10 protein-coding genes are annotated in these 15,563 nt (G+C 57.0%); all 10 read right to left on the reverse strand.

All coding sequences use genetic code 11. The features are described from left to right. Nucleotides 1–313: 313 nt before the first annotated feature. On the reverse strand, nucleotides 314–2,713 hold the full coding sequence (leuS, locus tag ACO4XG_RS08845; protein WP_308508024.1) for a leucine--tRNA ligase: 2,400 nt from the start codon (nucleotides 2,711–2,713) through the stop codon (nucleotides 314–316). A gap of 75 nt (nucleotides 2,714–2,788) precedes the next feature. Beyond that, nucleotides 2,789–7,315, reverse strand: coding sequence for a PolC-type DNA polymerase III (locus ACO4XG_RS08850; RefSeq protein ID WP_308508025.1), 4,527 nt, complete (start codon nucleotides 7,313–7,315; stop codon nucleotides 2,789–2,791). After that, nucleotides 7,312–8,382 carry a flavodoxin-dependent (E)-4-hydroxy-3-methylbut-2-enyl-diphosphate synthase gene (gene ispG / locus ACO4XG_RS08855; protein WP_308508026.1) on the reverse strand — a complete coding sequence of 357 codons (1,071 nt, stop codon included), beginning with the start codon at nucleotides 8,380–8,382 and terminating at the stop codon, nucleotides 7,312–7,314. Before ispG ends, ACO4XG_RS08850 begins: the two co-directional genes overlap by 4 nt. Before the next feature lie 9 nt (nucleotides 8,383–8,391). Continuing rightward, nucleotides 8,392–9,459: a M50 family metallopeptidase gene (locus ACO4XG_RS08860; protein ID WP_308508027.1), complete on the reverse strand. Its 1,068-nt coding sequence runs from the start codon at nucleotides 9,457–9,459 to the stop codon at nucleotides 8,392–8,394. A gap of 26 nt (nucleotides 9,460–9,485) precedes the next feature. Beyond that, a complete protein-coding gene (locus ACO4XG_RS08865; protein ID WP_308508028.1) occupies nucleotides 9,486–10,649 on the reverse strand; it encodes a 1-deoxy-D-xylulose-5-phosphate reductoisomerase in 1,164 nt (387 codons plus the stop codon). Between the two features lie 11 nt (nucleotides 10,650–10,660). Continuing rightward, the gene (locus tag ACO4XG_RS08870; RefSeq protein WP_308508029.1) at nucleotides 10,661–11,509 is read right to left on the reverse strand and encodes a phosphatidate cytidylyltransferase; all 849 of its coding nucleotides are present in this window, start codon (nucleotides 11,507–11,509) and stop codon (nucleotides 10,661–10,663) included. A gap of 21 nt (nucleotides 11,510–11,530) precedes the next feature. Then, complete coding sequence (gene uppS / locus ACO4XG_RS08875) at nucleotides 11,531–12,250, reverse strand: polyprenyl diphosphate synthase (RefSeq protein ID WP_308508030.1); 720 nt, start codon at nucleotides 12,248–12,250, stop codon at nucleotides 11,531–11,533. Between the two features lie 68 nt (nucleotides 12,251–12,318). Next, complete coding sequence (gene frr / locus ACO4XG_RS08880; RefSeq protein ID WP_308508031.1) at nucleotides 12,319–12,882, reverse strand: ribosome recycling factor; 564 nt, start codon at nucleotides 12,880–12,882, stop codon at nucleotides 12,319–12,321. Between the two features lie 23 nt (nucleotides 12,883–12,905). After that, nucleotides 12,906–13,607 carry a UMP kinase gene (gene pyrH, locus ACO4XG_RS08885; protein ID WP_308508032.1) on the reverse strand — a complete coding sequence of 234 codons (702 nt, stop codon included), beginning with the start codon at nucleotides 13,605–13,607 and terminating at the stop codon, nucleotides 12,906–12,908. Nucleotides 13,608–13,672: 65 nt separating this feature from the next. Beyond that, on the reverse strand, nucleotides 13,673–15,559 hold the full coding sequence (locus ACO4XG_RS08890; RefSeq protein WP_308508033.1) for an ABC transporter ATP-binding protein: 1,887 nt from the start codon (nucleotides 15,557–15,559) through the stop codon (nucleotides 13,673–13,675). Between the last annotated feature and the right edge of the window lie 4 nt (nucleotides 15,560–15,563).

Consider the following 15,563-nt stretch of genomic DNA (forward strand, 5'->3'; position numbering starts at 1 on the left):
CCGAAAATCTTTTCATTACAGTTCGCCGGAGGAATTATTTCAGACTGTCCTACTTAATCTTGCAATCTAGAAAGAAAAAGGAAATCTAGATTGCAAGATCAAGTAGGATAACTTGAAATGCAAGCCTATGATACTCTGAACAAAAAAGCAATCCGACAACGCACGGATGGAAAGATGCACCTTGATGAACTCACACGGTCTGACTTCAGCCCGGCTATGAAACAGAAAGGCGTTGACATGCAATGAAACAAAATAAAACGCTCTCCCTTTGTCTGCTTTCGCAGGCAAGGGAGAGCGTTTCTTCTTGTCGCAATTACTTTACCACAAGGTTCACAATCTTATTCGGCACATAAATTTCTTTGACGAGGTTCTTACCTTCGAGCGCCGCCTGCACCTTCTCGTCCGCCTTTGCGAGAGCAAGGGCTTCCTCTTTCTCGCAGTCGGTCGGGATGGTCACGGTTGCTCGGAGCTTACCGTTTACCTGCACGCCGATTTCGATACTCTCGTCGACGGTCTTCGCCTCATCGTGCTCCGGCCAGGAAGCAAGCTGCAGCGAGCCCTCGCCGCCCTGATTCTGATAAATCTCCTCGGCGATGTGCGGCGCAAACGGATTCAGAAGCTTCACAAAGCAGAGCAACTGCTCTCTGCCGATTTTCTTCTCCTTGCCGACCTCATTCAGGAAGGTCATGAGCGCAGCAATGGCTGTGTTGTACTTCTGCTCTTCGATGTCCGCCGAGACCTTCTTGATCGTCTTGTGGAGGGAAGCCTCGAGCGACTTCACTGTCTCCGGCACCACGATGTCCTGCAGCGCAAACACGCGCTCCAGGAAGCGGCGGCAGCCCTTGACTGAGCTGTCGTTCCACGGCGCCGCCGAGCCGTAATCCCCCATAAAGAGCACATAGACGCGAAGCGTATCCGCACCGTACTGCGAAACGATGTCGAGCGGATCCACAACATTGCCCTTCGACTTGCTCATCTTCTCGCCGTCCGCGCCGAGTATCATCCCCTGCGCCGAGCGCTTCTTATAGGGCTCCGGTGTATTGACCTCGCCGAGATCATAGAGGAAGTGGTGCCAGAAACGGGAATAAATCAGGTGGCGTGTCACATGCTCCATACCGCCGTTGTACCAGTCAACCGGCATCCAGTAGTTAATCTTCTCTCTGTCCGCGAACTTCTCGCTGTTGTGCGGGTCGCAGTAGCGAAGGAAGTACCAAGAGGAACCCGCCCACTGCGGCATGGTATCGGTCTCGCGCTTTGCCGCGCCGCCGCACTTCGGGCAGGTGCAGTTCACAAACGACTCGACCTTCGCGAGCGGCGACTGACCGTCCTCGCCGGGCTTAAAGTTATCCATATCGGGCAGGCGGAGCGGAAGCTCCTCATAGGGGACCGCGACTACGCCGCAGTTCGGGCAGTGAATCAACGGAATCGGCTCACCCCAGTAGCGCTGGCGGTTAAAGGCCCAGTCCTTCATCTTGAACTGCACGCCCGCGTGGCCGATGCCCTTCTCCGCGAGGAATTCGAGCATGCGCGCAATCGAATCCTTCTTGTTGGTCATGCCGTTCAGGAAGTCGGAGTTAATCATGACGCCGTCACCGCTGTAGGCTTCCTTCTCGAGATCGCCGCCCTCAATGACAGGGATAATCTCTGCGCCGAAGCGCTTTGCGAACTCATAGTCGCGCTGGTCGTGCGCCGGCACCGCCATAATTGCGCCGGTGCCGTAGCCCATCATGACATAGTCCGAAATGAAAATCGGAATCTCCCTGCCGCTGACCGGATTGACGGCCGTAATGCCCTCGATGCGGACACCCGTCTTGTCCTTGACAAGCTGGGTGCGCTCAAACTCGGTTTTACGGGAAGCCTCCTCGCGGTAAGCGAGCACGGCGTCCATGTTTTTGATCTTAGACGAGAACTTGTCAATTAACGGGTGCTCGGGCGCAATGACCATGAAGGTCACGCCGAAAAGCGTGTCACAGCGCGTCGTATAAATCTCCAGCTTCTCATCGAGATCCTTTAACTGAAAATCGACGAAAGCGCCTGTCGACTTGCCGATCCAGTTGACCTGCTGCTGCTTGATGTTCTCGGGATAATCCACCTCATCGAGGCCGAGGAGGAGTTTGTCCGCGTACTTTGTAATCTTTAAGTACCAGACATCCTTCGGGAGCTGGATGACATCCGAGTGGCAGATGTCGCATTTTCCGCCCTGGCTGTCCTCATTCGAGAGCACGACCTTACAGGACGGGCAGTAGTTGACCAGCGTCTTATTGCGGAACACGAGTCCCTTCTCAAAGAGCTTCAAGAAAATCCACTGAGTCCACTTGTAGTAGTCGTCGCGGGAAGTGTCGATGACACGGGTCCAGTCAAAGGAGAAGCCGACGCGCTTCAACTGCTCCGAGAACTTCGCAATGTTCTTGTCCGTGATTTCGCGCGGGTGCGTGTTGGTCTTAATCGCATAGTTTTCGGTCGGCAGGCCGAAGGCATCAAAGCCGATCGGGAACAGCACATTGTAGCCCTGCATTCTCCGCTTTCTCGAGAGCACTTCGATGCTCGAGTACGCCTTGATGTGGCCGACATGCATGCCGGCGCCGCTCGGGTAAGGAAATTCCACGAGGCCGTAGAACTTCGGCTTCTCCGAAAAATCCTCCGCGTGGAAGATGCCCTCTTCCTCCCACTTTGCCTGCCACTTCGGCTCTATCTTCTGAAACGAGTAGTCCATCGCCTTTCCTCCGTCTTCTATCGGTATCTGAACATAGATTGTAAATTTTCTGTTTTTATTTGTCAAACAGGGCACTCACATGAGATCAAAGAGCGAGAGCTGGTTTGACTCCGGGAGCTTGCCGAGTATACCGAGTTTGTCGAGCAAATCACAGATGGTCTGCCCCGCGCCGCTCCGCGCGCGGAAATCATCCTTCGAGATGAACTGTCCCTCGGCCGCCGCGCGCACAATCTGCTCCGCCGCACTCTCGCCGAGTCCGTCGATTGAGGTGAGCGCCGGCATAATCTTTCCGTCCACAATCGTGAACTGTGTTGCCTTGACGCGGTAGAGGTCGATCGGCAGGAAGGAGAACCCTCTCGCATACATTTCCTGGGCAATTCTGCCGTCTTTGACCATATCCTCTTCCTTCGGCGTCAGCGGGTTCACGCGGTTGCCGCTGTAATCCCGCTTTTTTAATTCGGCGAGCAGGAATTCAAGCCGCTCCTTGCCCTGGCACATGCCCTCATAGCTGAAGCCGGTCGCTCGAATGGAAAAATAGGCCGCATAGTAGGCGAGCGGATAAAAGATTTTGCAGTAGCCGATGCGCCACGCCATCATGACATAGGCCGCGGCATGCGCCTTCGGGAACATGTACTTGATCTTTTTGCAGGACCAGATGTACCAGTCCGGTACCTCGTGCTCCCGCATGTGTGCCTCCCAGTCCGGCGTAAGTCCCTTGCCTTTTCGGACGGACTCCATAATTTTAAAGCTCTCCTGCGGGTCCATGCCCCACTGTATCAGCGAGAGCATGATATCGTCTCGCGTGCAGATAGCGGTCTGAATGGTTGCCGTGCCCTCGGAAATCAACACTTCCGCATTGCCCTGCCAGACATCGGTGCCGTGCGCGAGTCCCGCAATGCGAACCAGGTCGGAGAAGCCCTTCGGCTTGGCCTCGATGACCATGTTCATCGCGAAGTCGGTGCCGAACTCCGGAATGCCGAGCGCGCCGAGCTGGCAACCGAGGATGTCGTCCGGCTTCACGCCGAGCGCCTCGGTGCTCTGAAAGAGGCTCATGACCTCCGGCGAATCGAGCGGGATGTCCTTCACCGGATCGATCTGCGTGAGATCCTGCAGCATGCGTATCATGGTCGGGTCCTGATGTCCCAAAATATCGAGTTTCAGGAGGTTATGGTCAATCGCATGATACTCGAAATGTGTCGTGATAATCGGCGAAGTCGCATCGTTCGCCGGGTGCTGCAAAGGCGTAAAGGAGTAAATCGACTCGCCCTTCGGCAAGACAACGATGCCGCCCGGATGTTGCCCGGTGGTGCGCCGCACGCCGACACAGCCCTGCACAAGGCGGTTGATTTCGCACTTTCGCTTTCTCGTTCCGTGCTCCTCAAAGTAATTCTTCACATAGCCGAAAGCCGTCTTCTCCGCGAGCGTGCCGACCGTGCCGGCGCGGAAGGTCTGCCCTTTTCCGAAAATGACCTCGGTGTAGGCGTGCGCCGAGCTCTGGTTTTCGCCGGAGAAGTTTAAGTCGATATCCGGCTCCTTGTCGCCCTTAAAGCCGAGGAAGGTCTCAAACGGGATGTCAAAGCCGTCCTTTCTGAGCTTCGCGCCGCAGTGCGGGCAGATTTGGTCCGGCATGTCACAGCCGGCCGTCCCCGCGAACCGCTTCGGGATCTCCGAGTCGAAGTCCGAGTATTGGCAATTCGGGCAGACATAGTGCGGCGGCAGAGGATTCACCTCGGTGATACCCGCCGTATAAGCGACAAAGGAGGAGCCGACCGAGCCGCGGGAGCCGACGAGATAGCCCTCTTCGTTCGAGTGTTTCACGAGTTCCTGCGCAATGATGTACATGACGGCAAAGCCGTTCTTGATGATGGAACTCAGCTCCTTTTCGAGCCGGTTTTTCACAATCTCCGGAAGCGGATTCCCGTACTGCGCATAGGCCTTGCCATAGCAAAGTTCCGTGAGCTTTTCATCCGAGCGGTCGATGACCGGCGGGCACTTGTCCGGGCGCACCGGGGAAATGCGCTCCACCATGCGCGCAATTTTCTGCGTGTTCTTGATGACCACCTCTTCACACTTCTCGGGGCCGAGGTAGGCAAATTCTTTCAACATCTCCTCCGTGGTCCGGAAATAGAGCGGCGGTTGCTTGTCGGCGTCGTCGTATTTGTTGCCGAAGAAAATCATGCGCCGGTAAATCTCATCTTCCGGATTCAGGAAATGCACGTCACAGGTCGCTACCACGGGCTTCTGGAGCGCATCGCCGAGCGCTACAATGCGGCGGTTTAAGTTCTTTAGATCCTCCTCGGTGTCCGGGGCAAAGCGGTCGCTGTCCAGCATGAAGAGGTTGTTCTCGATCGGCTGAATCTCCAGATAGTCGTAAAAACCCGCGATGCGGTTCACCTCTTCCTCCGGCGCATCGCGGAGCAAGGCCTGGTAGAGCTCTCCCGCTTCGCAGGCGGAGCCGATAATCAGCCCTTCTCGATAGCGCTGCAATTCGCTCTTCGGAATCCGCGGGCGCTTCTGAAAATACTTTAAGTGCGAGTCCGAGACGAGGCGGTACAAATTCACCCTCCCGAGCTCATTCTTTGCGAGGATGATTACATGATAGCTGTTCATCTTTTTAATCAGCGCTTCGGAGCTGTCGCCGAGCGCCGCAACCTCGACCAAGGTATGCGCCCCCTGCTCCTCTAACATCTCCATGAACTTTAAGAAGATGCCGGCCGTGCATTCGGCATCATCGACCGCGCGGTGATGGTTTTCGAGCGATACGCCCAGCGCCTTCGCGACCGTATCAAGCTTATAGCGGTTCAGCTTCGGCAGCAGGACATGTGCGAGACTCACGGTGTCGAGAATGGTCGGTGCGTAGGAAAGCCCCAGCGAACGCGCATTCTCCCGGATAAAGCTCGTGTCAAAGCTCGCATTGTGTGCGACCACGGCGGCGTCGCCGCAAAAGGCGAGGAAGTCGGGCAGTACCTTCCCGATGGTCGGTGCGGTTCGCACCATCGCATCGTTAATCCCGGTCAGCTGCTCGATATGATAGGGAATCGGCAGCTCCGGGTTCACAAACTGCGAAAAGCGGTCCACAATCTTTCCGCCCGCCAGTTTCACCGCGCCGATCTCGATGATTCTGTTTTTCCGCGGGGAAAAACCGGTGGTCTCAATGTCAAAGACCACAAAACTGTCGTCGAGCGTCTTCTCGCCGGGCGAGATGACAAGTTCCTTCAAATCATCCACCAGATAGCCCTCGACGCCGTAGATGATTTTCGGATTGTTCTCCCGGTCATCGGAGACAGTGTGCCAGGCCTCCGGGAAGGCCTGCAAATTGCCGTGATCGGTGATGGCGACTGCCTCCATGCCCCAGCGCTTCACCTGCTTGATGATATCCTTTGCACTGCTCACGGCGTCGAGATCGCTCATTTTCGTGTGACAGTGCAGCTCTACGCGCTTCTCTCTCGCGTGATCCTCCCGCTTTGATTCCTCAAAGGGTTCGGTCTTCTTCAGTCCGCGCACAGCGCCCAGAATCAGCTCGCCGTCCCGGCTGTCAATCGTCGTCGCGCCGCGGAGTTTGAAAAAGGCACCGACCTTTAACGCTACCTTCAGGCGGTCCAGCTCCTCGCCCTCGCCGCGCACAAAGAGTTTTGCGGTGATCGAGTCCGTATAGTCCGTGACGGAAAAGACGAAGAGCGTGCTTCCGCTTTTTTCGATAAAGTGCATGTCCAGTTCAAAAATCTTGCCGCGCAGGGTGACTTCTCCGCCGACTTCCGTGATCTCCGAAATCGGCGTACACGCATCCTCAAAATCCCTGCCGTAGAGCACATCGGGATTATCCGAACGGCGAAGGGAACGCGAATACTCGCGCCGCTCGCCGCGAACCTTCTCGCCGGAAAAACGTTTTTTGTTCTCTCCGCCTTTTTTCTCCGCCGGATTCTTTTTCGGCGCGGCGGCCTTTTCGCTTGCCGGCTGCTTGGCGGGAGGCGTGCTGTCCGTCTCTCCGGGCAATGCCTCCGCTGCGCTTTCCGCCGGGAGGAAGAAGCCCTCCTCTTCCTCTTCTTTCTGCCGCACCGCAAGCGCCTCCGCCGGCACTTCGGCGAGCTGCTTTTTTTCAAACGGCACAAAGTTCGGCCGGAACTCCATTTTGAGACCGCAGCGCCCCTCGAACACCTCTTCTTCCAGATAGCGGCGCAAATCTTGCATCACCGAGCGGTTTAAGGACATATCTTCCACATCGCAGAGCAGCACATTCGGCGAAGGAAACCTCACCTTGCCGCGCTCCAGAATCCGCGCGGCGAGAAGAGAACGGCTTCTCAGCTCTTCCAAGAGACTGTCCTGATAGGCCTGAAACAGCTGCTCTGCGGTGAACTCGCCGCCGAGCTGAAAGCGCTCGCGCACTTCGACCTGAATGTTTCGCTTCCCGAAGAGCTGCTCTCGCAGCTCCTCCGCGAGCGCCCGAAACGCAGCGCGCTCGGCAAAGCTTCGCGAGACCACACAGACTGTCAGGCGGGACATATCGTCCGAGACCACAACCCGCTCCACAAGCAAGCAGGCGACAAGCGCCTGTTCTGCCGCTGTCGCCTGAAAATGCGGAAATACTTCGGAAAATGCTTTCATCGCCGTTCTGCCCTGATGCGCTGCAATTCGGCCTCCAGAGCCGGGAGCAGTTCCGCCTCGGGCATGGTCCGTATCACCTCGCCCTTTCGGATCAGGACCCCTGCGCCCTTGCCGCCCGCCACGCCGAAATCGGCCTCCCGCGCCTCGCCGGGTCCGTTCACGACGCAGCCCATGACCGCAACGCGGACATCCAGATCGCTGTAGCGCTCCACGAGACTCTCGACCCGGTTCGCGAGGCCAATCAAATCGATTTCCGTGCGGCCGCAGGTCGGGCAGGACACCACTTCGACGCCGCCCTTCCGAAGCCCGAGACTCTTTAAAATTTCGCGCGCTGCCTTGATTTCCTCTAGCGGATCCCCGGTCAGCGAGACGCGTATCGTGTCGCCTATGCCCTCGTAGAGAATTACGCCGAGTCCCACCGCGGACTTCACGGTTCCGCGGAGCAGCGTCCCCGCCTCGGTGATGCCGATGTGCAGGGGATAATCGGTCTCGGCCGCAAGCAATTCATGCGCCTTGATACACATCAACACGTCCGAAGACTTGATGCTGATGACCAGATTCTCATAGCCGAGTTCCTCGATGCGGTGCACCTTTTCGAGCGCGGACTCCACAATGCCTTCTGCCGTGACGCCGCCGTATTTTTTTAGTATTTCCTTTTCGAGCGAGCCGGAGTTCACGCCGACCCGAATCGGGATGTTGCGCGCTTTCGCCGCGTTCACAACTTCCCGCAACTTCCAATCCTCGCCGATATTTCCGGGGTTAATGCGTATCTTATCGGCGCCGTGTTCCATGGCCGCAAGCGCCAGGCGGTAGTCAAAGTGAATGTCCGCGACCAGCGGAATTTTAATCTGCCGCCGAATCTCTCCGACAGCTTCCGCCGCTGCCACGGTCGGCACGGCGACCCGCACAATCTCACAGCCTGCCGCCGTGAGCGCGCGAATCTGCGCAACTGTCGCTTCGACATCCTCCGTCTTCGTATTGCACATTGACTGGATGCGAATCGGGTGATCGCCGCCGATTGTGACGTCGCCGATTCGCACCACCCTTGTCTTATGACGTTCTCTCATCTCTTCTCCTTAGAAGCTCGTGTGCTGCACAATGCGCATGATGTCATTCCAAAGCACATAGAGCATGAGTCCCATCAGCAGGACAAAGCCTGTCAGGTGGACTGTCGCCTCGATTTTCCGGTTCAGGGGACGCCGTATCACGGCTTCGACCGCCGTGAGCAGCGCTCTGCCGCCATCCAGCGCGGGCAGCGGCAAGAGGTTCATGACACCAAGGTTTGCGCTGAGCAAAAGGCCGAACGAAAACAGCGAGAGCAGCATGACGCGAAGCCCGTAGGGGCGCGCCGCGTCCATATTCTCGCTGATGGCCTGGACAATACCGACCGGCCCGGTCAGATTTTTCGGCGAGACAGCCCCCTTGACGAGCATGCGCACCGACTGAATCGCCATGCGGATGTTGAGCCCCACTTCTCCGGCGGCATAGTAGACGAGCTCCGCCGGATTTTTGACCGGCATGCTTCCCGCCGACACGATGCCTGTGAAGTAGCCGTCCTGCTCCTTTAAATATTTCGGTGTCACCGTGACTGTGCGCTTTTCACCCGCCGGCGTCTCATAACGAAAGGTAATCGGCTCGCCCGCATGGAACCGGAGTGCCATCGAGACATCGCGGAAAAAGACTGCCTTGCTGCCGTTGACCGCGAGAATGCGATCCCCGGCTTTCAGTCCCGCTTCCTCCGCCGGCATGCCGGGCATGAGCTGTCCGATATAAGGCTTGTCGACACCCGTCTGCATGACCAGGACAAGTCCGAGCAGAAACGCGAGCAGGAAATTAAAGCAAGCGCCGGCAATCAGAATGAAGAAGCGCTGCCAGGGCGCATGGGCCGTAAAGTCCCCCGGCCTCGGCTCCCTCTTGCTTTCGTCTTCTCCCTGCATCGCGCAAAAGCCGCCAAACGGCACGGCGCGAATCGCATATTCGGTATCGCCGTGTTTCTTTGCGATAATCTTGGGCCCCATGCCGAGCGAGAAACTGTCCACGCCGACGCCGAAGAGGCGCGCCGCAAGAAAATGCCCAAGCTCATGAAAGAAGATGATAAACCCAAAGAGTAAAACGGCCAGAATGATATTGACAAGCTGATGCACAAACTCTCCTTTCTATCTGATCTGTGTTATGCGAGGTGATAGCGCGCCTTGAGCCACGCCTCCGTTGACTTCTGAAGCGCAAGAATATCCGAGACGGCCGGTGACCCGAGCAGACCGACCTTCTCGTGTTGTTCCATCGCATCTTCTATGCAGGACGCAATTTGCAGATAGCCGATTTTCTCCTCGAGAAAGGCGCGGACGGCGACTTCATTTGCCGCGTTGAAGACGGTCGGCAGACTGCCCCCCAGTCGACCCGCGCGGTAGGCGAGCTTGAGACCCGGGAATGCCTTGAAGTCCGGCGCCGAGAAATCCAGCTTGCCGAGCGCCGATAGGTCCAGGCGCTTGCTGCCGGCGAGTTTTTTGCGCTTCGGATAATAGAGCGCATACTGAATCGGGAGTTTCATATCCGGGGTGCCGAGCTCCGCCATGACCGCCCCGTCCATAAATTCGACCGCGGAGTGCAGGATGCTCTGCGGCTGCACAAGCACTTCGATTTCATCGACCTCGACATCGAAGAGCCAGCGCGCCTCAATGAGCTCAAGTCCTTTGTTCACCATGGTCGAGGAGTCAATGGTCACCTTGTGTCCCATGTTCCAGGTCGGATGCCGGAGGGCATCCTGCAAGGTCACCTTCTCAAGCTGTTTTCTCGTGTAACCGCGGAAGGGGCCGCCGGAAGCGGTCAGCAGAATTTTCCGGATCCGGTTCTTCTTGTTGCCGCGGAGACATTGAAAAATGGCCGAGTGCTCCGAATCGACCGGCAGTATCTTGACGCCCTCGCGCGCGGCGAGCGGCATGATGATGTGCCCCGCACAGACCAAGGTCTCCTTGTTTGCGAGCGCAATGTTCTTGCCCTCGCGAATCGCCGCGACGGTCGGCTCAATGCCGATCATGCCGACAATCCCCGTCACCAGTGTCTTTGCCTTGGCCTCGGTCGCAACTTCGATTAAGCCCTCCTGCCCGGCGTAGACCTTGGTTCCGGTGTCCGCGACCTTGATTTTCAGCTCCGCCGCCTTCGTTTCATCGTAGACGCAGACGGTACGCGGGTGAAATTCCCGGATTTGCTCCTCAAGCAGCGCAATGTTTCCGTGCGCCGCGAGCGCCTCAATGCGGATGTCACCGTTGGCGCGTGCTACCTCGAGGGTCTGTGTGCCGATGGAACCCGTGGAACCGAGAACGGAAATATGTCTCATAGTTTTCCTCCTCAATGACTGACAAAGTAACTGTAGAGAAACAGCGCAAAGAAAATCGCCGGTGCGGTGAAGAGCAAGCTGTCAAACCGGTCCAGGATACCGCCGTGTCCGGGAATCAGATCGCCGTAGTCCTTGACCTCGTGGTCGCGCTTGATTGCCGAAGCCGCGAGATCGCCGATCTGCGAAATCACCGCACTGAATCCACAGGCAAATAGGCAGGCAAACCCCGGGTTGCCGAGTTCCGCGAGCTCTGCGCGAAGGAAAAAGCCGAAGGCAAGGCCGAGGAGCGCTGCCCCAGCGACACCGCCGACCGCCCCCTCAACCGTCTTCTTGGGGCTAAGGACCGGCGCAAAGTGGTGGGAGCCGAGCAGCATGCCGACCACATAGGCAAACGTGTCGCAACCCCAGCTCGAGATGAAGATGAGCCAGACCAGATGAGCCCCGTGCGGCATGCTGCGCACGCGATACACATAGGAAAACATCACGGTCGTATAGAGCACCCCCATGAGCCCGACCGCAATCTGTTCGGTGCGATAGCGCGGATAGCTCAGCACAAAGAGCGCCATCAGCGCCATCAGCGTGCCGATCATGAGCGGCATGCCGTAATCATAGTGCCGTGCGAGCAATAAGAGGTAATACGCGATACTCGAGAGATAGCCGACGATGCCGAGCGGCTCTCGCTCTGTCTTGACGACACGATACAATTCATACTGCCCGACCAGCGAGATTGCCATCATGCTGCAATAAAGCACCATACCGCCGCGCCGCAGCACGAAAAACGCGAGCAGTACCAGCACAATACCGCTCAAGAGACGCAGGTGGAACTTCCGGCTGCCAAGGATGTTCAAAAGGCGGGACATGGGCATATTCCTCCTTTTGTCTTAGCGGATGCGGCCGCCGAAGCGGCGTTCTCTTTGGTTGTAGGCGAGAATCGCATCTTCCAGTGCTTCCATCGTGAAATCCGGCCAGTAGAGCGGCGTCACATAGAGTTCGCTGTAGGCGAGCTGCCAGAGCAGGAAATTGGAGAGACGAAGTTCACCGCTCGTGCGAATCAGGAGATCCGGATCCGGGATGCCCGCCGTGTCGAGGCTGTCGGAAATCTCCTCTTCCGTGAGTTCCGGCGCTCCGCTGCCTTTCTTCTCCTCCAAGAGGCGCAGAAAGGCACGGCGCAGTTCGTCCCGTCCGCCGTAATTAATCGCAATCACAAAGGTCATGCCCGTATTGTCCTTGGTCTCCTCGACCAAGCGGTCAATCGCCGCAATGATGTCCGGCGCAAAACGCGACTTATCGCCTATCATCTTGCAGCGACAGCCCTCTTCCTTTGCGACTTTCAGGAGCTTTTTTAAATACAGGCGGAAGAGATGCATGAGCGCACCGACCTCTTCTTCCGAGCGCTTCCAGTTCTCCGTCGAGAAACCGTAGACCGTGAGGTACTTGACGCCGAGCGCCGCACAATCGCGCACGGTCTGTTCCACCGCCTCACAGCCCGCCTTATGCCCCATCGCGCGCGGCAGGGAGCGCTCCGCCGCCCATCTGCCGTTTCCGTCCAATATAATTGCAATGTGTTCGGGAATCACCTTCCCCGCCAGCCGCTCTGTCATTCTGCCTCCTCATGTTCAAAAAAGGCGGCCCGGATGGGACCGCCACTCTGCCAAACTTTAACGGTGTGTCAGACTGTCATGAGCTCCTTGTCCTTGACCTCGACCGCCTTATCAATGCGCTCCACCGCCTTATCCGTCAGCTTCTGCAGCTTCTCGTTTGCGTCAGAGAGATCATCCTCGGTGATCTCGTTTGCCTTCTCCATTTTCTTGAAGACATCTGCGCCGTCGCGGCGGATGTTGCGGACGGCGACCTTTGCCGCCTCTCCTTTTTTCCGGATCTCCTTGGTCAGCGCCTTTCTGCGCTCTTCGGTGAGTTCCGGGAACAAAAGGCGAATCACCGAGCCGTCGTTCGTCGGGTTAATGCCGAGATCCGAGGTAAGGATTGCCTTTTCAATCTCTTTCAAGAGACTCTTGTCCCAGGGCTGAATCAGAATCATTCTTGCCTCCGGCACCGAGATATTGCCGACCTGCTGCAGCGGCGTCTGTGTGCCGTAGTAATCGACCGTGATGCGATCCAGAACATGCGGGTTGGCTCTGCCGGCGCGAATTGCCGAGAACTCTTCCTGCATGAACGAGATTGTCTTGTTCATTCTGTCTTCCAGCTCTTTGAGTGTATCCTTTAAGTCTGCCATCTCATCCTCCAAGGTATCTTGTTTTATACCGTCACCGTTGTGCCGTGAATCACGCCGCGGAGCGCATCCGCGATTGCGTTGTCGCCGTGCAAATCAAAGATTGCGAGCGGAATCTTATTTTCCATGCAGAGCACGCTCGCCGTCAGGTCAATGACCCCGAGCTTTTTGTCGATCATCTCCTGCATGGTCAGGGTGTCGTAGCGCTTTGCATTCGGGTCGAGCTTCGGATCCGCCGTGTAGACGCCGTCAATCGACTTCGCGAGCAAAATCTCATCGACGCCGAGCTCTGCGGCCCGGAGCGCAATCCCGGTGTCGGTCGAGAAGTACGGATGTCCCGTGCCGCCCGCAAAAAAGAGCACCTTGCCCGCCGCAAAGAGCGCATTCGCCTTGTCGACCGAAAAGAGCTCGGTCATCGCGCCGCAGAGGAAGGGACTGAATATCTCTGTCTCCATGCCCTCGCCGCGGAAAATCTCCGAGACATAGATGCAGTTCATAACAGTCGCGAGCATCCCGATCTGGTCGGCCTTCACGCGGGCAATCTCTGTCCCGGTTCTGCCTCTCCAGTAGTTGCCGCCGCCGATCACAATGCCGACCTCGACACCCGCATCGACCGAGCGCTTGACCTGCCGCGCAATGTCCCGGACCACCGCCTCGTCATAGCCCTTGCCGTTCGCATTCGCAAGCGCTTCGCCGGAGAGTTTCAGCATTACTCTTCTCTTTTTCATGCCTGTTCCGCCTTTTCTCTGTGCATTTTTATCTGCAAATATCATAGCACGCGGGGCGCGGCTTCTCAAGCTTGCTTTCCCGTATACAGACGGTAATAGCGCCCCTTCTTCTCGAGCAATTCCTCGTGATTGCCGCGCTCGATGATGCGCCCCTGCTCCATAACCATGATGCAGTCCGCATTTTTAATCGTGCTTAAGCGGTGCGCAATCACAAAGGTGGTGCGCCCCTTCATCAAAGAATCCATGCCGCGCTGCACCAGCTGCTCGGTCCGGCTGTCAATCGAAGAAGTCGCTTCATCAAGGATTAACGCCGGCGGATCCATGACCGCAGCCCGCGCAATCGCGAGGAGCTGCCGCTGTCCCTGCGAGAGGTTTGCGCCGTTGCCGCGGAGCATGGTCTGATACCCGTCCGGCAGGCGGTTGATAAAGCCGTCCGCGTTCGCGAGCTTTGCGGCTTCGATGCACTCTTCATCCGTCGCATCCAGACGTCCGAAGCGTATATTTTCCATCACCGTGCCGGTAAAGAGATTGGTATCCTGCAGCACGATGCCGAGCGAGGCGCGGAGATCCGCCTTTTTAATCTTCGTGATATTGATGCCGTCGTAACGGATCTTTCCCTCCTGAATCTCGTAAAAGCGGTTGATGAGATTCGTGATGGTCGTCTTTCCTGCGCCGGTCGATCCTACAAAGGCAATCTTCTGTCCGGGTTCCGCAAAGAGGCTGATGTCGTGAAGCACGGTCTTCTCCGGCACATAGCCGAAGTCGACATGTTCGAGTTCCACACGTCCTTTCAACTCAATCAGCTCCACGCTGCCATCTGTCTTATGCACATGCCGCCACGCCCAGAGCCCGGTGCGCTTTTCCGTCTCGGCGAGCGAACCGTCCGGGTTTCTACTCGCGCGGACCAGGGTCACATAGCCCTCGTCGGTCTCGGAGGGCTCATCGAGCAGCTGATAGATGCGGTCGGCACCGGCCGCCGCCATCGCGACCGAATTCAGCTGGGTCGTAATCTGCGTGATGGGGCGCGTGAAGTTCTGGTTCATAGTCATAAAGGCAACCAGGGTACCGATGCTGAGTCCAAAGTTCCCGTTCAGCGCAAAGACTGCGCCGATCGTCGCAATCAGCACATATTGCAGGCGACCGAGCTGCGCCGCAACCGGCAACAGGACGTTCGCAATGCCGTTCGCTCTGGCGCTCGCGTCCCTAAGTTTTTGGTTTCGCTCTTCAAACTCCGCAATGCTCTGCGCTTCATGGGAGAAAACTTTGATGACCTTCTGTCCCTCCATCATCTCCTCAATGTAGCCGTTTAAGCCCCCGAGTTCCTTCTGCTGAATGCCGAAGTATTTGCCGGAGATCTTTGCGACCTTACCGGAAATAAAGAGCATGAGCGCCGTCAAAACAAGCGCAATCAGCGTGAGCGGAACATGCAAAAGAAACATGCTCGCGAGAACCGTGATGACGGAAAGAATCATGCTGGCGAGCTGCGGGAACACATCGACAATCAGCTGGCGCAGCGTGTCCGTGTCGTTCGTATAGACCGACATGATGTCGCCGTGCGCATGCGTGTCAAAATAGGATATGGGCAGCGACTCCATGTGCGCAAACAGACGCTTTCGGATTTTGAGGAGCGTGCCCTGCCCCACATAGACCATCAAAATCTGGTAGACATAAGTCGCGACCACGGATACCAGATAAATCAGCGCGATATGCTGCAAGGCAGCAAGCAGCGGGGAAAAGTCTTTCTGCTCCGCGTGCAGCAAGGGGGTGATGTAGTTATCGATCAGTTTCTGAATGAACAGCATGCCGTAGGCATCCGCCAGAGCCGCCGCAATGACACAGATCAGCACGATTATCATCTGCAGTCCGTAATCCTTTAAAATACCGGAGGTCAGGCGGCGCATGCTTCTCGATGTGATATTACCCAAATTCGCTTTTTTCTTTGTGTTTGCCATCGCG

Source organism: Stomatobaculum sp. (assembly GCF_057248925.1).